Below are 18,084 nucleotides of genomic sequence, written 5' to 3' on the forward strand. Positions count from 1 at the left end.
CAAAAAAAATGCCGGTCAGGGGTAACTGACCGGCATGGATGCGCCGGGCGTCGGCCCGGCTTACCGCGAGATAGCCGCAGAATTAAATTGCCACCGGCGCTTTAATTCCCGGGTGCGGATCGTAGCCTTCGATGTCAAAGTCTTCAAAGCGGTAGTCAAAAATCGACGCCGGTTTGCGCTTAATCACCAGCTTCGGCAGCGGACGCGGCTCGCGGCTCAGCTGCAGATCGGTCTGCTCAAGGTGGTTGCTGTAGAGGTGCGTATCCCCACCGGTCCAGACAAAATCACCCACTTCCAGGTCACACTGCTGCGCCACCATATGCACCAGCAGCGCGTAGCTGGCGATGTTGAACGGCAGGCCGAGGAACACGTCGCAGGAGCGCTGATAGAGCTGACAGGAGAGCTTGCCGTCCGCGACGTAGAACTGGAAGAACGCGTGGCACGGCGCCAGCGCCATTTTATCCAGCTCGCCGACGTTCCACGCCGAAACGATGATCCGGCGCGAGTCCGGGTCGTTTTTCAGCTGTTCCATCACGGTGCTAATCTGGTCGATATGGCGGCCGTCCGGCGCGGGCCAGGAGCGCCACTGTTTGCCGTATACCGGCCCCAGATCGCCATTTTCATCCGCCCATTCATCCCAGATGGTGACGTTGTTTTCGTGCAGATAGGCCACGTTGGTGTCACCCTGCAGGAACCACAGCAGTTCATGGATGATGGAGCGTAAATGACAGCGCTTGGTCGTCACCAGCGGGAATCCTTCCTGCAGGTTAAAACGCATCTGATGGCCGAAAATGGAAATCGTGCCGGTACCGGTGCGGTCATTTTTTTGCGTGCCCTCGGCGAGCACTTTCTGCATCAAATCAAGATACTGTTTCATGGTTCCTCAAGAAGTTTGTTGCTGCGGACGACGGCGGTACGCCCAGACCATCATAATGATACCCGCAAGCACCATTGGAATCGAAAGAATCTGCCCCATGCTGATGTACTGGACCCATTCGCCGGTGAACTGCTGATCCGGCTGGCGGAAGAATTCAACGATGATACGGAACAGACCGTAGCCGATCAGGAACAGGCCTGAGACCGAGCCGGTCGGGCGCGGTTTGCGGATAAACAGGTTCAGGATCAGGAACAGCACGATACCTTCCAGCGCCAGCTCGTACAGCTGCGAGGCGTGTCGCGGCAGGGCTCCGTAGGTGTCGAACAGCGATTGCCACTCCGGGTGCGAAGGCAGCAGCGCCATATCTTCCGCCCGCGAGCCGGGGAAGATCATCGTGTAGTGGAAGCTCGGATCGACGCGGCCCCACAGCTCGCCGTTAATGAAGTTGCCCAGACGACCGGCGCCGAGGCCAAACGGGATCAGCGGCGCAATGAAATCAGCAACCTGGAAGAAGGTGCGCTTAGTGCGTTTGGCGAAGATGATCATCACCAGAATCACCCCGATCAGGCCGCCGTGGAACGACATCCCGCCGTCCCAGACCCGGAACAGATAGAGCGGATCCTGCAAAAACACCGGCAGGTTGTAGAACAGGACGTAGCCGATACGCCCGCCGAGGAAGACCCCGAGGAACCCGGCATACAGCAGGTTTTCAACTTCGTTTTTAGTCCAGCCGCTGCCAGGACGATTGGCCCGACGGGTGGCTAACCACATCGCAAAAACAAACCCGACCAGGTACATCATGCCGTACCAGTGAAGGGCGACTGGCCCAACGGAAAATATTACCGGATCAAACTCCGGAAAATGCAGGTAGCCACTATTCATCTGTCACCATAAAGACTTGTTATTCCGCTGGAAGTGGACAGCGGTGATCTTGCGCACTCGCAGAAAACGGGCGCTCCAAAGGTTGCGAATGATAGCATAAGCGCCAGGCGCGATCCGCGCCGGGCATGTAAAAGATATGTATACGAATGCGAATAAGCGGCGGAGCATTCCCGGCAGGCGGCGCGCGGCGCCCCTTCGGGCCGGGAATGGCCGAACAGCGGCGCAGGCGCTATAGCATAACTAGCGGCCGCCGCGGATCAGGCCGCCCAGCCCTCGACGCTCCATAAAGGCCGCCACCTGATGGCGAACCTCCGTCGTCATCTGCGCCTCCAGGCTACGCCGTGAAAGCTCCTGGGCCTCTTCGATGTCAATGCGGCGCAGCAGGTATTTGACCCTTGCTACCGACCGGCCGTTCATCGACAGGTGGCGATAGCCAAGGCCAATCAGAATGGTGACGCACATTGGATCTCCGGCCATTTCGCCACAAAGCCGCAGGTCGATGCCGAAACGTTCGGCGTCGCGGGCAATCATCGCCAGCGCCCGCAGCACCGCAGGATGCAGGCTGTCGTACATATTCGCCACCCGGGTATTGTTGCGATCGACGGCGAGGATGTACTGCGTCAGGTCATTGGTGCCGACGGAGATAAAATCGACGCGGCTGGCGAGCTGCGCCAGCATGAAGACCATCGACGGCACTTCCAGCATCACGCCGATGCGCGGGCGCGGAATGGCGTAGCCAATCATCTCTTCAACTTCGCGGCTGGCGCGGTCGATCAAACGGCGCGCCTCGTCGACCTCATCGAGGCTGGTGATCATCGGCAGCAAAATGCTGAGGTTGCCGGTGGCGGCATTCGCGCGCAGCATCGCCCGCACCTGAATAAGGAAGATCTCCGGCTGATCGAGCGTGATGCGGATCCCGCGCCAGCCGAGGCACGGATTCTCTTCGCTGATCGGCATATAGGGCAGCTGCTTGTCGGCGCCGATGTCGAGGGTGCGCAGCGTAACCGGCTTCTCGTTAAACATCTGCAGCATGCCCTGATACTGGGCAACCTGCTCCTCTTCTGACGGAAAGCCGCTCTGCAGCATAAAGGGAATTTCGGTGCGGTACAGGCCGATACCGTCAATAAAGCCGCCGAGCTTCTCTTCATGGCCGAGGCTCAGGCCGGCGTTCAGCATGACCTTTACCCGCTCGCCGCTTTTCAGCTCTGAGGCGCGCTCAAGATCGTCTTCCGCCAGGCGGCTGAGCTCGTTCTCTTCGCTGATCAGGCGCTGATACTCTTTTAGCAGCGCCGGCTCCGGGTCGACCAGCAGCTCGCCGCGGTAGCCGTCCACCACCAGGGTGCGACCATGCAGCAGTGAAGGCTGAATATCGGCCCCCATCACCGTCGGGATCCCCAGCGCGCGCACCATGATGGCGGCATGTGAGTTTGCCGCCCCGTCGCGCACGACAACGCCTACCAGCCTGTCCTGAGGGACCTCCGCCAGCGTCGTCGCCGAGAGCTCGTCGGCAACCAGAACGATGCGCTCCGGCCAGGTGTTTGGCCCCTGGGTGGTGTCGTCAAGATGAAACAGCAGCCGCTGGCCGAGCGTGCGCAGATCGCCGGCCCGCTCTTTAAGATAGCCGTCGCTGAGCGCCGCAAACTGCTCGGCGAACTTCTCGATAATTTTTTTCACCGCCCATTCGGCGACGGCCCCTTTGTCGACTTCCGCAAAGAGTTCGCGGCGCAGGCGCGCGTCGGAGAGCAGGTGGGAATAGAGGTCGAAGATAGCCGACGTCTCTTTTTGCGCCCCGGCGGCGTAGCGCTTGCTGTAGCGACGAAACTCGCTGGCCGCCTCTTCCAGCGCGCCGGTCAGGCGCTCGCGTTCGGAAGCGGTGTCCAGCGTCGAGGCTTCGTACACCTGCTCCATCAGCGGCAGGCTGACGTCCATCCAGCCTTCGGCGATTGCCACCCCCGATGAGGCGGGCAGCGCGCGGATCCGCGTCTGGCGATACTGGCCAAATAGCGCGGTCAGCTGCGACTGGGAGAGAATGGCGGCCATCTGCGTCGCCAGGGTTACGAGGAAGGACTCCTCGCTTTCATCAAACTGACGCAGCTCGCGCTGCTGCACCACCAGCACGCCCAGCAGCTGCCGGCGCTGGATAATCGGCACGCCAAGAAAAGCGCGGAAGCGGTCCTCTTTTACGGCCGGAATGTATTTAAAGCTGGGGTGTTTATGCGCATCGGCAAGGTTGATGGGCTCCGCAAGGCGCCCGACGAGGCCGACGAGGCCTTCGTCAAAAGCGAGCGCAACGGTGCGCCCGCGAGGTTTTTTCAGCCCGCGAGTCGCCATCAGGTAATAGCAGCGTCTGTCGTGGTCGGCCAGATAAACCGAGCAGACTTCCGTTTCCATCGCTTTACAGATATCCGTGACCAGGATATCCAGCGCCTCGTTTAAACGCGGCGCACTCGCGACCTTCTCGACGATTTCTCGTAACCGAGTGAGCATAATGTGCGTGGCTTAACCTCTTTTACGTCGATATGCAGGCGCGCTTTGCGGCTTAGGTGCGGTTTCGGCCAGCGACATGGTGACGCTGGCGAACTCTTTCATCACCCGGCGGTAAACGTCGCGCTTAAACGATACCACCTGACGAACCGGATACCAGTAGCTTACCCAGCGCCAGCCGTCGAACTCGGGCGTGCTGCTGGTTTGCATATTGACTTCCGCATCGCTGCCGATCAACTGCAGAAGAAACCACTTCTGTTTCTGGCCGATACAAACCGGCTTCGTATCCCAACGCACCAAACGTTTAGGCAATTTGTAACGCAACCAGTTACGGGTAGAGGCCAGAATGCGGACATCTTTACGACTTAGCCCAACCTCTTCAAACAATTCCCGATACATTGCCTGCTCGGCTGATTCTCCTGGATTAATGCCCCCTTGCGGGAACTGCCACGAGTGCTGGCCATAGCGCCTGGCCCACATAACCTGGCCCTGGCGATTACAGATTACAATACCGACATTTGGGCGGTAGCCATCGTCATCAATCACCGGACTACCTCAAAATAATCTTCAATGTGAACGATTGTTTCACACTCGCCGGAAACGGTAAACCACTCTGTTGCCACAGGGCTCACGAATAACATTTGAATAACTCACAGTTATCAGCAGAGTTATAAACAGCGTTAGCTATCTCAGCGCTATTTTATTCACTTTTTCTGTGGATAGAGTTGTGAAGAAGTATGGAATTACCCAGGGAAAACCCGGAGTAGTCCGAAGCGCTTACCCGTAGACATATTTAATAATGGCATTATATTCATTAAGTTATAATGCATTATTTTCATAAATTACAGCATAACGTGATGATCATCACACATGCGATCCTGGAACTGATGAAAGATCGAACAATGTCGGTTTTATCCACAGATTACGCGAGCTCATCGGGCATATTTTGTCTAAAAATTCGATTTTCGTCGCACGTCAAGGCTGTAAATGGAAACAGTAGTGAGGCTTTTCCCCAGTTATCCCACTTTTCTGTGGATAACATGGTGTAAGATCCTGTTCATTGCCAGTGACCAGTTCTGGAAAACCCGCCGCGGTAATTTTTTTCGCGGCAAAAAAGCAAAAAAAAAGTCATATGAATCATCAAATTGTCATACTTACCCAGGAAAAGGTAAACTCTATCCACAACGCACAAAAATAGCGCTCATTTTTTAACCAGAGGTTTCATCTTATGCCAGCCCTTTCGCCCCTGCTTGCACCGCCGCAAACTCAACAGCAGCTTTTAGCCCAGGCCCAGCGGCTGGCCGGCTATTCGCTGGGCGAGCTGGCCGCGCTGGCGGGGATTCCGATTCCGCGCGATCTGAAGCGCGATAAAGGCTGGACGGGCATCCTGCTGGAGATTTGGCTGGGCGCCAGCGCCGGAAGTAAGCCCGAGCAGGATTTCGCCGCGCTGGGCGTCGAGCTGAAAACGATCCCCGTAGACGCTCAGGGACGGCCGCTGGAAACCACCTTTGTCTGCGTCGCTCCGCTCACCGGCAACAGCGGCGTCACCTGGGAGAGCAGCCACGTTCGCCATAAGCTCAAGCGCGTGCTGTGGGTGCCGGTAGAGGGCGATCGCGCGATCCCGCTCGCCCAGCGTCGGGTCGGGGCGCCGCTGCTTTGGACCCCCAGCGAAGAGGAGGATCGTCAGCTGCGGATGGACTGGGAAGAGTTAATGGATCTGATCGTGCTGGGCCAGGTCGAACGCATTACCGCCCGCCACGGCGAAGTGCTGCAGCTGCGCCCGAAAGCCGCCAACAGTAAAGCCTTAACCGAGGCTATTGGCGCGCACGGCGAACCGATCCTCACCCTGCCACGCGGTTTCTACCTGAAGAAAAACTTTACCGCCGCCCTGCTGGCCCGTCATTTTCTGCTTACCCACGATTAATTTTTTGTTCTGCCCTCCGGGTTGCATATAATTGCGACTTTCTTTTTTGCAGGACTTTGAACAATGTTATTTGCATGGATAACCGATCCTAACGCCTGGCTGGCGCTGGGTACGCTGACGCTGCTGGAAATCGTACTCGGGATCGATAATATTATTTTTCTCTCTCTGGTTGTTGCCAAACTGCCCACCGCCCAGCGCGCCCACGCGCGACGCATCGGGTTGATGGGCGCAATGCTGATGCGTCTTGGGCTGCTGGCCTCCATCGCCTGGGTCGTTAAGCTGACCAACCCGCTATTTAGCGCGTTCGGCCACGACATCTCCTTCCGCGATCTGATCCTGCTGCTCGGCGGGCTGTTCCTTATCTGGAAGGCCAGTAAAGAGATCCACGAATCGATCGAGGGCGAAGAGGAAGGGCCGAAGACCAACGTCCACTCGTTTATGGGCGCCATCGTGCAGATTATGCTGCTGGATATCATTTTCAGCCTCGATTCGGTGATCACCGCCGTTGGGCTCTCGGACCATCTGTTCATCATGATGGCCGCGGTGGTTATCGCGGTGCTGGTGATGATGTTTGCCGCCCGCTCGATTGGCGACTTTGTTGACCGCCATCCGTCGGTGAAAATGCTGGCGCTGGCGTTTTTGATTCTGGTTGGCTTCACCCTGATGCTCGAAAGCTTCGGTATCCATATCCCGAAAGGCTACATCTACTTTGCGATGTTCTTCTCGATTGCCGTCGAAAGCCTCAACCTGCTGCGTAATAAAAAAAATCCGCTGTAGCCCGCAAAAATGCAGCCCAAACCTGGGCTGCAATCTTTTTTAAGACTTTACTGCTTTTTATGTCTCACAAATCAGGCTATTAATACACTGGTGTGAGGTGCGACCATCAAGTAGAGGTGTTAACGATGAAAAAATGGGCAGTGTTGATTTCCGCCGTAGGACTGGCCTTCTCGGTTTCAGGTTGCAGCAGCGATTACGTTATGGCGACAAAAGACGGACGCATGATTTTGACCGACGGCAAGCCGGCGGTTGACGACGATACCGGTCTAATCAGCTACGAAGATCAGCAGGGTAATAAAATGCAGATCAATCGTGACGACGTTTCACAAATTATTAAGCGCTAAAGATTGCCGCGGCTAACCGTCTGCCGGCAATCGCCTGGCAACGCGTCCTCTGCAACAAATCACGGTATTGAGAAAAGAGTCGGGTAAACCTGATACGTCCGCTGCAGCAGCCTGCGGACCCCACCAGCCCGGCTTTTTTGATCTTTTTACTTCCTCTTTTTCCTCCCCTCTGCCATTTTGATACTCCTTTGTCGGGGAAAGCCTGACCTTGTCGATAAAAAAGGAAGCCGGCTATGCAGTATCACCGTATCCCACACAGTTCTCTCGAAATCAGCACGCTGGGGCTGGGCACTATGACCTTTGGTGAACAGAATAGCGAGGCCGACGCTCACCAACAGCTCGACTACGCTGTCAGCCAGGGCATCAACCTGATTGACGTTGCTGAAATGTATCCCGTCCCGCCGCGCCCGGAAACTCAGGGGCTGACGGAAACCTACGTCGGCAACTGGCTGGCGAAACACGGCAGCCGCGAAAAGCTGGTTATCGCCTCCAAAGTCAGCGGCCCTGCGCGTAACAACGACAGCAGCATCCGCCCGAACCACGTCCTGGATCGCAAAAATATCCGCGACGCGCTGCACGATAGCCTGAAGCGTCTGCAGACCGATTATCTCGATCTCTACCAGGTTCACTGGCCGCAGCGCCCGACCAACTGCTTCGGCAAGCTGGGCTACACCTGGACCAACTCCGCGCCGGTGGTCACCCTGCTGGACACCCTGGAAGCGCTAACCGAATTCCAGCGCGCCGGAAAAATCCGCTACATCGGCGTCTCCAACGAGACGGCGTTTGGCGTGATGCGCTATCTACACCTTGCGGATAAGCACGATCTGCCGCGCATCGTTACCATCCAGAACCCGTATAGCCTGGTGAACCGCAGCTATGAGGTTGCGCTGTCGGAAGTGAGTCAGTATGAAGGCGTGGAGCTGCTGGCCTACTCCTGCCTGGCGTTCGGCACGCTGACCGGGAAGTATCTCAACGGCGCGAAGCCGGCCGGGGCGCGCAACACGCTGTTCAGCCGCTTTACGCGCTACAGCGGCGAGCAGACGCAGCTGGCGGTCGCGGCATACGTCGATATCGCAAAACGGCATAACCTCGATCCGGCCCAAATGGCGCTGGCCTTCGTGCGCCGCCAGCCGTTTGTCGCCAGCACGCTGCTCGGCGCCACTTCGCTGGAACAGCTGAAGACCAACGTTGAAAGCCTGCATCTTGAGCTCAGCGAAGAGGTGCTGGCGGAGATTGAAGCGGTGCACCGGGTTTATACCTATCCGGCACCGTAAGCGGCCTCTCCGGGCTACGGCAGGGACAACGCCGTAGCCCATCTAAGCGCAGGACTCGCTAGCGCCGCCGTCCCCACAGCCACAGGGCGGCGATAGCCAGCGCGAACACCGCACCAAAGACCACCCCGATGCCAACCACCGGTATGCCCGCCTTGACCGCCATCGAGTAGAACCCCAGCATCAGCAGCATGGCGACGTTTTCGCCGAGGTTCTGCACCGCTATCGCGTTGCCCGCACCGACGGTATGCTTCCCACGCTCCTGCAGCAGGGCGTTAAGCGGCACGATAAAGAAGCCGCCAAACACGCCGAGCAGCAGCAGCAGGCCAAACGCCGGCAGAAGCGCATGCTGAAGGGTAAAGAAGATCACCGCGACGCCAATCAGAATCCCGGCAGGCATGCAGCGGGAGACCGTTTGCAGCGTCACCAGCTTCGCCGCCGCGCCCGCGCCCAGCACGATCCCCACCGCCACCATCGCATTCAGATAGGTTGGCATAGCGTTATTAGAAATCCCCAGCGCCACCGGTACCCACAGCACCAGCAGGAAGCGCAGCGTTACGCCGGCGCCCCAGAACAGGCTGGTTCCCACCAGCGAAAAGCGCGTCTCCCCGTTGCGCCACAGCGTTTTACAGGCGCTGAAGAAGCTGTGGGTCATCGGCGTAAAGCGCCAGGATTGTCCGGGACGGGCCGCCGGCAGCTTAGGGATCCACAGGTTCGCCACCACCGCGCCGCCGTAGACCAGCGCGCAGAGGGCCAGCGCCGCCAGCACGTGCCAGTCCGCGAGGATGCCGCCCGCCATCGAGCCCAGCAGGATCGCGGCGATGGTTGAGGACTCCATCAGGCCGTTGGCCTTCACCAGCTTATCGCCGGTGGTCAGCTCGCCGAGAATACCGTATTTCGCCGGGGAGTAGGCGGCCGCGCCGATCCCGACCAGGGTGTAGCCGAGAAACGGATTTACGCCAAAGCAGATACAGCCGGCGCCAACCAGCTTCATGCCGTTGGCGACCATCATCACCCGCCCCTTGGCGAAGCTGTCGGCAAACTGCCCGACAAATGGCGCAAAGAGAATGTAAGCGCCCACAAACAGCATCTGCATCACCGGCTGGCTCCACTCCGGGTAGAACTGCTGCTTCATCAGCGCGAGGGTCGCAAACAGCAGCGCGTTATCGCCAAATGCCGACAAAAACTGGGCGCAGATAACCGCCACCATCCCCTTCGAGTACAGCGAACTGTTAGTGTGTACTGACTCACTCATCAGAATGTTCCGTCTCTTCAACCATACTTTTAAGGGTGACAAAGTCCGGCTTGCCGCTGCCGAGAACCGGCAGCTGCTTCAGCCAGCGAATGTCGCGCGGAACCGCCAGCTCCGGCACGCCGTGCTCACGGGCGTAGCGCAGCAGCTTTTCGCGATTCAGTTCATTATCGGTGGTGAAAAGCACTAAGGCCTCGCCTTTGCTGGCATCCTGCCTGATGGCCGTCCCGTGCATCCGCTCGGGGGAGACCGCCAGCGCCATCTGCTCCACCATCTCCAGCGACACCATCTCGCCGGCAATTTTAGCAAAGCGCTTCGCGCGCCCCTGAATACGCACGTATCCCTGCTCGTCAAAGGCGACGATATCCCCGGTGTCGTACCAGCCGCTCTCTATTTCGCCATGCTGGTTTTCCGCCCCAGGCGCTTCCAGCACACCCGGGTTTTCCACCCGCAGATAGCCGTTCATAATGTTCGGCCCTTTCAGCTGCAGACGACCGCCCTGTTCAATGCCCGGCATCGCCAGCAGGCGCGCGTCCATTCCCGGCAGGATCCGCCCAACGGTGCCCACCTTCGCCGCCATCGGGACGTTAATCGACACCACCGGCGCGCACTCGGTTACGCCATAGCCTTCGAGGATGCGCAGGCCAAATTTGTCCTGCCACAGCTGCTTAGTACTGTCCTGAAGTTTTTCCGCTCCGGCTACCACGTAGCGTAGACGATAAAAATCATAGGGGTTGGCAAAGCGAGCATAGTTCCCGAGGAACGTTGAGGTGCCGAACAGCACCGTGCAGTTGCGGTCATACACCAGCTCCGGCACCACGCGGTAGTGCAGCGGGCTCGGGTAGAGGAACACTTCCGCTCCGGTAAACAGCGGCGTGAACAGGCCGACCGTCAGGCCAAAGGAGTGGAACAGCGGCAGCGCCGACATAAAGCGGTCGTTGGCGGTAAAATCGGCGATGGTTTTAATCTGCTCGACGTTGGCAAGGATGCTCTTGTGGCTATGCACCACGCCCTTCGGGTGGCCTTCCGAACCGGAGGTGAAGAGCACGATCGCCGCATCTTCCGGCTGCTGTCTGACCTGCGCCAGCTTCGGCATCAGCAGATGGCTGAAGATCCACAGCTTATCGGCGGCGGTGACGTCGCCTTTTAAATCCTCAAGAAATACCCAGCGCACCTGGGTCAGCTGCTCCGGCAGGTGCCAGAGCTTGCCCTTATCGAGGAAGGTGCGGGAGGTGAACACGGTTTTGATTTCAGCGGCGGTAATCGCGCTGCTCAGACCTTTTACCCCGGCGGTATAGTTCATCATCGCCGGAATACGCCCGCGCGCAATCGCGCCAAAAATCACCGCCGCGCTGATCCCGGCGTTCGGCAGCATCAGGCCGATTTTTTCGCCCTGCGCGCTGTATTTTTCCAGAATTCGCGCGACAAACAGCGTTTTGGTCAACAGTTTGCGGTAGGTATCCGGCTGGAAGTTAATATCTTCCACGCAGTTTTTCCGCGCGCCGAAACGGTCCTGCGCCGCCAGCAGAGACTCATACAGCGTTTCCCGCGGGCGCACCGCCATCCGCGCTTCCATCATTATCTGATGCAGCATTTCGCCGGCAATTTTGCGGCGATCGCGGGCCCGCGGCGCTTCCGGCATCGGCAGATGCGTCGGCGGCAGCAGGTGGAGGCGGATGCGCGGGAACGGGCGGCGTCTGACCAGCCCTTTCAGGCGGCTGAACGGCGTCAGCTCGGCGCCTTCGATACGCAGCGGAACAATGGTGGCCTGCGACTTCGCGGCAACGAACGCGGCCCCATCGTAGATTTTCATCAGCGATCCGCTCACCGAGATGCGCCCTTCCGGGAAGATAACCACCGGCCGCCCCTGCTCGATCAGGCGCACGAGGTGCTTAATCGACATCGGTTTGGTCGGATCGAGAGGAACAAAGTCGATAATCGGCGACAGCGCGCGCATAAACCAGCGCTGGCTGATGGAGGAGTACACCGCAAAGACCGGGCGAACGGGAAGAAACAGCGCCAGCAGGACCCCGTCAAGGAAGGAGACGTGGTTCGGGGTAATGAGGACCTTTTTGCCATGCAGAGCCTGCGTGTCACCGGTCAACCTGACCCGGTACATTCCTTTGAACAGCAGCCTGAAAAATGCCAAAAGCATAACAACTCCATCTGACCGGTTATTAAGTCATTGAAGGTTACACGAGAAGGCGGTTGAAAGCAGTGTGGGGGAGAATTTTCAGGATAAAAAAAACCTGCGCATCTGCGCAGGCCGGTGCAAGATAATCAGTACGAAAAGCGTACTTAAGAAACTCACCTATCAATACCTCTGGGATCCTGATTGTCCGTTTTTTTGGCCCCGCGACGCCAGCGTTAAAACGCAAGGGAATGAGCCTAAGTGCAACCAGTTATTACCATTTTCGCTAACTGTAACAGCGGCGGATAGAGGCGCGAAAACTGCCGATTTTTGATGACGGGCTGGCCGCAGAGAACATCATCGGGGCGTACGGAACAGCCGTGGACGGAACACGCCCCGGAACAGATCGAATGAAAAACGCCCCGCTGACGCCCGCCTGCCGGCGCCGGTTTGCCGCGGGCAAAAAAAAACCTGCGCATCTGCGCAGGCTGGTGTAATTAAAGTGGTCAACGTGAAGTCGACTCCACCTATCAATACCTCTGGGACAAGCAGAATATCAACGCAGTGAACGGAGAAACCAGCGAACATTCGCAACAGCTAATCGCAAAGTGTAACCAAAGGTGTGAATTTACCTCCTGCCGTTTCATTCGCCGCGCCGGCTGTGTGTAACTTTGTCACCAGCAAGGCAAACCTGCATCACATTTGCGTTAACCCGTTAGTCCTTATCCTTGAATCTGCCGAGCTTTCCCGTAACATAACCTCAATGTAAACGCTTACCCTATAAAAGGTCAGGTATGGCGACAATTAAGGATGTAGCCCGACTCGCTGGAGTGTCCGTCGCTACCGTATCCCGCGTTATCAACAACTCCCCGAAAGCCAGCGAGGCTTCCCGCCAGTCGGTCAGCACGGCGATGGAAGCGCTGAACTACCACCCGAACGCCAACGCCCGCGCGCTGGCGCAGCAGTCAACGGAAACCGTCGGCCTGGTGGTGGGCGACGTATCCGACCCCTTTTTCGGCGCCATGGTCAAAGCCGTCGAGCAGGTCGCCTACAATACCGGCAACTTTTTGCTGATTGGCAACGGCTACCACAGTATCCAAAAAGAGCGCCAGGCGATTGAACAGCTTATCCGCCACCGCTGCGCGGCGCTGGTGGTGCACGCAAAAATGATCCCCGATGACGAACTCGCCGGGCTGATGAAGCAAATTCCCGGCATGGTGCTTATCAACCGCATATTGTCCGGCTTCGAGCAGCGCTGCGTGGCGCTGGACGACCGCTACGGCGCCTGGCTGGCGACCCGCCATCTGATCCAGCAGGGCCATACCCGTATCGGCTATCTGTGCTCCAACCATGCGATTTCAGATGCCGAAGATCGTCTGCAGGGCTATTACGACGCGCTCAAAGAGAGCGGCATTGCCATCAACGATCGGCTGGTGACGTTTGCCGAGCCGGATGAAAGCGGCGGCGAACAGGCGATGACCGAACTGCTGGGACGCGGCAGGAATTTTACCGCCGTTGCCAGCTACAACGACTCAATGGCCGCAGGCGCGATGGGGGTGCTGAACGATAACGGCATCGACGTGCCGCGTGAGATTTCGCTGATTGGCTTTGATGACGTGCTGATATCCCGCTACGTTCGCCCGCGGCTGACCACGGTGCGCTACCCGATTGTCACCATGGCAACCCAGGCGGCGGAACTGGCGCTAGCGCTGGCGGACAGGCTCCCGCCGCCGGAAATCACCCACCTGTTCAGCCCGACGCTGGTTCGCCGTCACTCGGTGATCGCCCCGTCGGATAACGACAGGTCGTAGCGGTAGAGGTGCACGGCGGTGGCCGGATAATCGAGGCCCTCGCCGATATAGCGCCAGCCGAAGCGCTCATAAAAATCCCGGCATGCGGAGTAGAGATGCAGCTGCGGATAGCAGCTCCGGCGGGCATAGTCGATAACATGCTGCTGCAGTTTCCCCGCCAGCCCCTGCCCGCGCGCCTCTTCGGCAACGTACAGCGCCGCCATCCACGGAAACAGGTCCTGGCGGCTGATCAGATCGCAGCGCCAGAGCCCCACCGTTCCCAGCAGAAGCTCGCCCTCAACGGCAATAAAGGTCAGCGGCAGCGCCCCCGGCGTCTGGCTGTGGGCGACGATGCTGGCAAAAAACGCCCGCGGCAGCGTCTCGCCGCCAAAGGCCTGCCACAGCCACTCCGCTACCTGCGGCGCGTGCTGCGGCGCGGCGTAAAGAGGCAGGATGGTCATACCGGCTTTCCCTGAAAAATCGGCACCGACTCAAACAGGTAGCCGTCGAAGTCCGGCGCGTCTTCGTCCGACAGCTCCAGCAGGCTGTTTTTAACATTTTCCAGGTGCTGCCACATCGCCTGCCAGGCGCCCATCACGTCGCGACGGCGCAGCGCGGCGAGAATCGCCTGCCGTTCACCGAGCCACTTCAGGCGATAGGCGCGGCTGGCGATATGCGCGTTAAACTGCTGCCAGAGCGGGCTGCTGTCCATCTGCAGCCAGATACGCTCCACCGTTGCCAGCAGCATCTGGTTTTGCGTCGCCCCGGCCAGCACCAGGTGAAACATCCGCGCGTTATCCTGAGAGGCGTCGTTGCCGGCAATCGCCCGCTGCTCCTGCTCGATAATGCGCTTAAGGTTATCGATATCGGCGCGCGTCGCCATTTTTGCCGCAAAGGCGGCAATGTTGCTCTCCAGCAGCTGGCGGGCCTGCAGAATCTCAAACGGACCGACGTCGCTGCTCAGCATCTGCTCTTCCTCGCTATCATCCTCGTGGGGAATGCGCATCACGTAAACCCCCGAGCCCTGACGAATATCGACCGTGCCCTGCAGCTCCAGCATCAGCAGGGCTTCGCGGACGATGGTGCGGCTGACGCCGTAGGTTTCGGCGATATTGCGTTCCGGCGGCAGCCGCGACCCGATGGGATAACGCCCCTGCGCAATCTGGGCGCGCAAATCATCGCCAATTTCCTGGTAGGGTTTCTTTTCCGGCGGAATGATAGCCTTCTCCACAATATCACCTGTGCCTTATCTGCGAGTGAATCCATATCGGCGCTATCTTAGCAAAATTTACGCCGGGCTAGCGCAACTCATCGTCGATATCCAGCGTCAGCTCGCGGCTTTCGCGCAGCGTGCGAAACCAGCCGGCGGAAGCCTTCGGCCGCCGCGCCCGGCCGTTCTGCAGATCGATTTCAATCAGCCCGTAGCGATTTTTAAAGGCGTTCATCGGCGACACGTTGTCGGTAAACGCCCACAGCATGTAGCCGTGACAGTTGGCACCCGCCTCCCGCGCGAGCAGCGTCTGCCAGAGATGCTCGCTGATAAAGCGAATGCGGTACTCGTCGACAATGGTGCCTTCGTCGTTGCGAAACTGGCCTTCGTTTTCGACGCCCATACCGCTTTCGGCGACAAACCACGGAATATTGCGGTAATCATTTTTAATCCGCATCGCCATATCAAAAACGATACGCGGATAGATTTCCCAGCCGCGGGAGGCGTTCATTCGCCGCCCGGGCAGCTCGAAGGGTTCGTAATACCAGGCCGGATGAAACGGCGTCTGCGGGTGCCAGGCGCGCGACGGCGCCTTCACCCGGTGCGGGTAGTAGAGGTTAATGCCCAGCTCATCCACGGTATTGTCGCGGATAATCGCCAGCTCTTCGGTGCTGTAGTCCCAGGCGACGTCGTGCTGCGCCAGCAGCGCAAACAGCGCTGGCGGGTATTCGCCGTGGACCAGCGGGTCGAGGAAGATGCGGTTATAGAACAGATCGTAAACCTCGGCGGCGCGCACGTCGTGAGCGGCCGTTGAGCGCGGATAGGTTACCTCAGGATTGAGAATGCAGCCCACCGTCCCGCGATAGCCCTTATCGCGAAAGAGCCTGACCACCTTCGCCGTCGCCAGCACCTTGTGGTGGTTCCACTGCATCCACGTGCCGGTATTCTGCTCGTAGGGCCAGCGCAGCGCGTCAAGGTAGACGCGGGTTTGCACGACAATCGGTTCATTGAAGGTAAACCAGCGCGTGACCTTGTGGTGATAGCGGGCGAACACCTTCTCCGCGTAGCGGACGAACAGCTCGACGACCTTTTTGGCCGCCCAGCCGCCGTACTGCTCCAGCAGGTAGCCCGGCAGCTCGTAGTGTTCAAGGCAGATGATCGGCTCGATGCCGTTAGCCAGCAGCTCGTCGAACAGCTGGTCATAGTAGGCCGCATACTCCTCATCAACCGTGACGTTTTCATAGTCGGTCAGAAAGCGCGACCAGTTGATTGAGGTGCGGTAGTGGGTCAGCCCCGCCAGCTTCATCAGCTGGACGTCCTCGCGAAAGCGGTTGATAAAATCGGTGGCCACCGCCGGGCCGTAGCCGTTATGCCAGACGTGGCGGTCGCGTTTGTACCAGAGATCGGGCCAGGAGTCCTGCCCCTCTTTCTTGCCGCTCCAGCCCTCGGTCTGCCAGGCGGAGGCCGCCGCGCCAAGGATAAAATCGTCGGGAATCGCAATCCTTTTTGTACTCATCATATCCTCAGGCGTTATCGGTTATTTGCGCGTTTTCCGCCTGCCGCTGCGCGGTTTCCAGACGGCGGGAGGCAATCTTCACAAACGGCAGGTAAATCAGTACCGCGGTGATGATACAAACCAGCTGGGTCACCACCGCCCCCATCGAACCGGCGGTAGAGAGCCAGGCGTTAATCAGCGGCGGCGTGGTCCAGGGCACCATCACCACCGCTTTTCCGGCAAATCCGGCCGCGGTGGCGAAGTAGCCGATGCTGCCGGTCACCAGCGGCGTGATGATAAAGGGGATCGCGAGGATCGGATTGAGCATGATCGGCATACCGAAAATCACCGGTTCGTTAATATTGAACAGCCCCGGGCCGATCGACAGCTTGGCGATCTCTTTCATCTCTTTACGCTTGCTGGCGATCATTACCGCAATCAGCAGGCCGATGGTCAGCCCCGAGCCGCCGATGCTCATATAGACGTCCCAGAACGGCATGGTGATGATGTTCGGCACCTCTTTTCCCTGCTCAAAGGCGCTCATATTGACGGTAATCGCCCCCAGCAGCAGCGGCTCGCGGATCGGTTTGATCATCTGATTGCCGTGAATACCGATAACCCAGAACAGCTGGGCGACGAACATCAGCAGCAGGATCCCCGGCAGGCTTTGCACCACGCGCTCCAGCGGCTGCTGCACCACCAGGTAGACCGCGTCATACAGATACATGCCGGTCAGCTGATGGAAAATAAAGCCAAAGGTGGCGATGGCGGTGGTGGTAAAAATCGCCGGGATCAGCGCCGAAAACGACGCCGCCACGTTCGGCGGCACGGTATCCGGCATCTTTATCTTCAGCCCCTTGCGCGTCTCCAGCCAGCAGTAAATCTCGACCGACAGAATGGCGATAAACATGCCGAGGAACAGGCTGCGGGTGTCCGAGAACTGGCGCAGCAGCACGTCTTTGACCACGTGCATCTGGCCGTCAACCATCATCTCGACGGTGGTTGGGGTGACGCAGATAAAGCAAATGACCGCCAGCAGGCCGGGGAACAGGCTCTTGATACCGTTAATGCGCCCCAGCTCGATGCCGATCAGAAAAACGGCGCCAATATTGAGGAAGTTGAGGGTCGCATAGTTTATCGCGCTGGTAATCGGCTTGAGCGCGGCGAGAAACGACAGCGACTGAAAGCTGGCCAGTCCGTTCTTCGGATCCAGCACCATATTTGAGATCAGCACCGAAAAGGCGCCAACGATGATCACCGGCATCAGGGTAATAAAGGCGGATTTTATCGCCATGATGTAGCGGTAGCTGTTGAATTTCGTGGCGAAACTCCCCAGTGAGTCGATCAGTTTTTCCTGCAATGCCATAGAGGATACCTCAGGTTTAAGGGCTTTTTGCGCGCCAGGTGTACAGCCGAACACCTTTTGGCATACCAAAAAATAGTCACTGGCGGCAAAAAGTTCTGTGATTGAGATCTCAACGCCCACTTTGGCATTCCAAATTTTATAGTCTCGTTATATTGGCATACCGCATTAGCGGCATCGCTTTCACCGCGGCGCAGTTCCTGCAAAAAGCGTGATCCCGATAGTTCTTTGCGCGGCGTAGAGGTCATATCCCCCTGAATGTCTGTGATAAACTGCAAAACACC

Annotated in this window: 15 protein-coding genes and 1 pseudogene; 6 read left to right on the top strand and 10 right to left on the bottom strand. The window is 58.4% G+C overall.

Annotation, left to right across the window (positions count from 1 at the left end; translation table 11 throughout):
* Positions 1-82: 82 nt before the first annotated feature.
* The 4 genes from thyA to rppH all read right to left on the bottom strand — a co-directional run bounded on the left by thyA (position 83) and on the right by rppH (position 4,789).
* On the bottom strand, positions 83-877 hold the full coding sequence (gene thyA, locus EDF75_RS18505) for a thymidylate synthase (protein WP_095098874.1): 795 nt from the start codon (positions 875-877) through the stop codon (positions 83-85).
* A 6-nt stretch (positions 878-883) separates the two neighbouring features.
* The gene (lgt, locus tag EDF75_RS18510) at positions 884-1,759 is read right to left on the bottom strand and encodes a prolipoprotein diacylglyceryl transferase (protein WP_076945951.1); all 876 of its coding nucleotides are present in this window, start codon (positions 1,757-1,759) and stop codon (positions 884-886) included.
* Between the two features lie 240 nt (positions 1,760-1,999).
* Positions 2,000-4,246 carry a phosphoenolpyruvate--protein phosphotransferase gene (ptsP, locus tag EDF75_RS18515; protein ID WP_045857431.1) on the bottom strand — a complete coding sequence of 749 codons (2,247 nt, stop codon included), beginning with the start codon at positions 4,244-4,246 and terminating at the stop codon, positions 2,000-2,002.
* A gap of 12 nt (positions 4,247-4,258) precedes the next feature.
* Positions 4,259-4,789 carry an RNA pyrophosphohydrolase gene (gene rppH / locus EDF75_RS18520; RefSeq protein WP_041147036.1) on the bottom strand — a complete coding sequence of 177 codons (531 nt, stop codon included), beginning with the start codon at positions 4,787-4,789 and terminating at the stop codon, positions 4,259-4,261.
* Positions 4,790-5,242: 453 nt separating this feature from the next.
* On the opposite strand from rppH, the pseudogene EDF75_RS27655 reads away from it, so the two are divergent.
* The 5 genes and pseudogenes from EDF75_RS27655 to EDF75_RS18550 all read left to right on the top strand — a co-directional run.
* Positions 5,243-5,383: pseudogene (locus EDF75_RS27655) on the top strand (hypothetical protein); the annotation flags it as partial.
* Positions 5,384-5,471: 88 nt separating this feature from the next.
* Complete coding sequence (mutH, locus tag EDF75_RS18535) at positions 5,472-6,167, top strand: DNA mismatch repair endonuclease MutH (RefSeq protein ID WP_045857426.1); 696 nt, start codon at positions 5,472-5,474, stop codon at positions 6,165-6,167.
* A gap of 63 nt (positions 6,168-6,230) precedes the next feature.
* On the top strand, positions 6,231-6,944 hold the full coding sequence (locus EDF75_RS18540) for a TerC family protein (protein ID WP_041147038.1): 714 nt from the start codon (positions 6,231-6,233) through the stop codon (positions 6,942-6,944).
* A 125-nt stretch (positions 6,945-7,069) separates the two neighbouring features.
* Positions 7,070-7,288, top strand: coding sequence for a YgdI/YgdR family lipoprotein (locus EDF75_RS18545; protein WP_004867116.1), 219 nt, complete (start codon positions 7,070-7,072; stop codon positions 7,286-7,288).
* A gap of 233 nt (positions 7,289-7,521) precedes the next feature.
* Positions 7,522-8,562: an NADP(H)-dependent aldo-keto reductase gene (locus EDF75_RS18550; protein WP_133600452.1), complete on the top strand. Its 1,041-nt coding sequence runs from the start codon at positions 7,522-7,524 to the stop codon at positions 8,560-8,562.
* A gap of 58 nt (positions 8,563-8,620) precedes the next feature.
* Here the strand turns inward: EDF75_RS18550 and lplT are convergent, their stop codons facing one another.
* A complete protein-coding gene (gene lplT / locus EDF75_RS18555; RefSeq protein ID WP_133600453.1) occupies positions 8,621-9,814 on the bottom strand; it encodes a lysophospholipid transporter LplT in 1,194 nt (397 codons plus the stop codon).
* Positions 9,807-11,966 (bottom strand): bifunctional acyl-ACP--phospholipid O-acyltransferase/long-chain-fatty-acid--ACP ligase, encoded by a 2,160-nt coding sequence (gene aas, locus EDF75_RS18560; protein WP_133600454.1) that lies wholly within the window; start codon positions 11,964-11,966, stop codon positions 9,807-9,809. Before aas ends, lplT begins: the two co-directional genes overlap by 8 nt.
* A gap of 770 nt (positions 11,967-12,736) precedes the next feature.
* On the opposite strand from aas, the gene galR reads away from it, so the two are divergent.
* On the top strand, positions 12,737-13,753 hold the full coding sequence (galR, locus tag EDF75_RS18575) for an HTH-type transcriptional regulator GalR (RefSeq protein ID WP_041147042.1): 1,017 nt from the start codon (positions 12,737-12,739) through the stop codon (positions 13,751-13,753).
* Here the strand turns inward: galR and EDF75_RS18580 are convergent.
* The 4 genes from EDF75_RS18580 to EDF75_RS18595 form a co-directional block, all read right to left on the bottom strand.
* On the bottom strand, positions 13,714-14,193 hold the full coding sequence (locus EDF75_RS18580; protein ID WP_133600456.1) for a GNAT family N-acetyltransferase: 480 nt from the start codon (positions 14,191-14,193) through the stop codon (positions 13,714-13,716). The genes galR and EDF75_RS18580 overlap by 40 nt on opposite strands.
* Positions 14,190-14,963 carry a GntR family transcriptional regulator gene (locus EDF75_RS18585; RefSeq protein ID WP_041147044.1) on the bottom strand — a complete coding sequence of 258 codons (774 nt, stop codon included), beginning with the start codon at positions 14,961-14,963 and terminating at the stop codon, positions 14,190-14,192. Before EDF75_RS18585 ends, EDF75_RS18580 begins: the two co-directional genes overlap by 4 nt.
* A gap of 67 nt (positions 14,964-15,030) precedes the next feature.
* The gene (locus tag EDF75_RS18590; RefSeq protein WP_133600457.1) at positions 15,031-16,458 is read right to left on the bottom strand and encodes a glycoside hydrolase family 1 protein; all 1,428 of its coding nucleotides are present in this window, start codon (positions 16,456-16,458) and stop codon (positions 15,031-15,033) included.
* 7 nt (positions 16,459-16,465) lie between these two features.
* Positions 16,466-17,803, bottom strand: coding sequence for a PTS sugar transporter subunit IIC (locus tag EDF75_RS18595; RefSeq protein ID WP_133600458.1), 1,338 nt, complete (start codon positions 17,801-17,803; stop codon positions 16,466-16,468).
* Positions 17,804-18,084: the final 281 nt, after the last annotated feature.

This window comes from Klebsiella sp. BIGb0149 (assembly GCF_004362605.1).
In the GTDB taxonomy this organism is placed as follows: domain Bacteria; phylum Pseudomonadota; class Gammaproteobacteria; order Enterobacterales; family Enterobacteriaceae; genus Klebsiella; species Klebsiella terrigena.

Excerpts from the sequence above, each read along its gene's own strand:
- ptsP (WP_045857431.1), bottom strand. The coding sequence starts at position 4,246 with ATGCTCACTCGGTTACGAGAAATCGTCGAGAAGGTCGCGAGTGCGCCG.
- galR (WP_041147042.1), top strand. The coding sequence starts at position 12,737 with ATGGCGACAATTAAGGATGTAGCCCGACTCGCTGGAGTGTCCGTCGCT.
- aas (WP_133600454.1), bottom strand. The coding sequence starts at position 11,966 with ATGCTTTTGGCATTTTTCAGGCTGCTGTTCAAAGGAATGTACCGGGTC.
- lplT (WP_133600453.1), bottom strand. The coding sequence starts at position 9,814 with ATGAGTGAGTCAGTACACACTAACAGTTCGCTGTACTCGAAGGGGATG.
- EDF75_RS18550 (WP_133600452.1), top strand. The coding sequence starts at position 7,522 with ATGCAGTATCACCGTATCCCACACAGTTCTCTCGAAATCAGCACGCTG.
- EDF75_RS18580 (WP_133600456.1), bottom strand. The coding sequence starts at position 14,193 with ATGACCATCCTGCCTCTTTACGCCGCGCCGCAGCACGCGCCGCAGGTA.
- thyA (WP_095098874.1), bottom strand. The coding sequence starts at position 877 with ATGAAACAGTATCTTGATTTGATGCAGAAAGTGCTCGCCGAGGGCACG.
- EDF75_RS18595 (WP_133600458.1), bottom strand. The coding sequence starts at position 17,803 with ATGGCATTGCAGGAAAAACTGATCGACTCACTGGGGAGTTTCGCCACG.
- EDF75_RS18545 (WP_004867116.1), top strand. The coding sequence starts at position 7,070 with ATGAAAAAATGGGCAGTGTTGATTTCCGCCGTAGGACTGGCCTTCTCG.
- EDF75_RS18590 (WP_133600457.1), bottom strand. The coding sequence starts at position 16,458 with ATGAGTACAAAAAGGATTGCGATTCCCGACGATTTTATCCTTGGCGCG.
- lgt (WP_076945951.1), bottom strand. The coding sequence starts at position 1,759 with ATGAATAGTGGCTACCTGCATTTTCCGGAGTTTGATCCGGTAATATTT.
- mutH (WP_045857426.1), top strand. The coding sequence starts at position 5,472 with ATGCCAGCCCTTTCGCCCCTGCTTGCACCGCCGCAAACTCAACAGCAG.
- EDF75_RS18540 (WP_041147038.1), top strand. The coding sequence starts at position 6,231 with ATGTTATTTGCATGGATAACCGATCCTAACGCCTGGCTGGCGCTGGGT.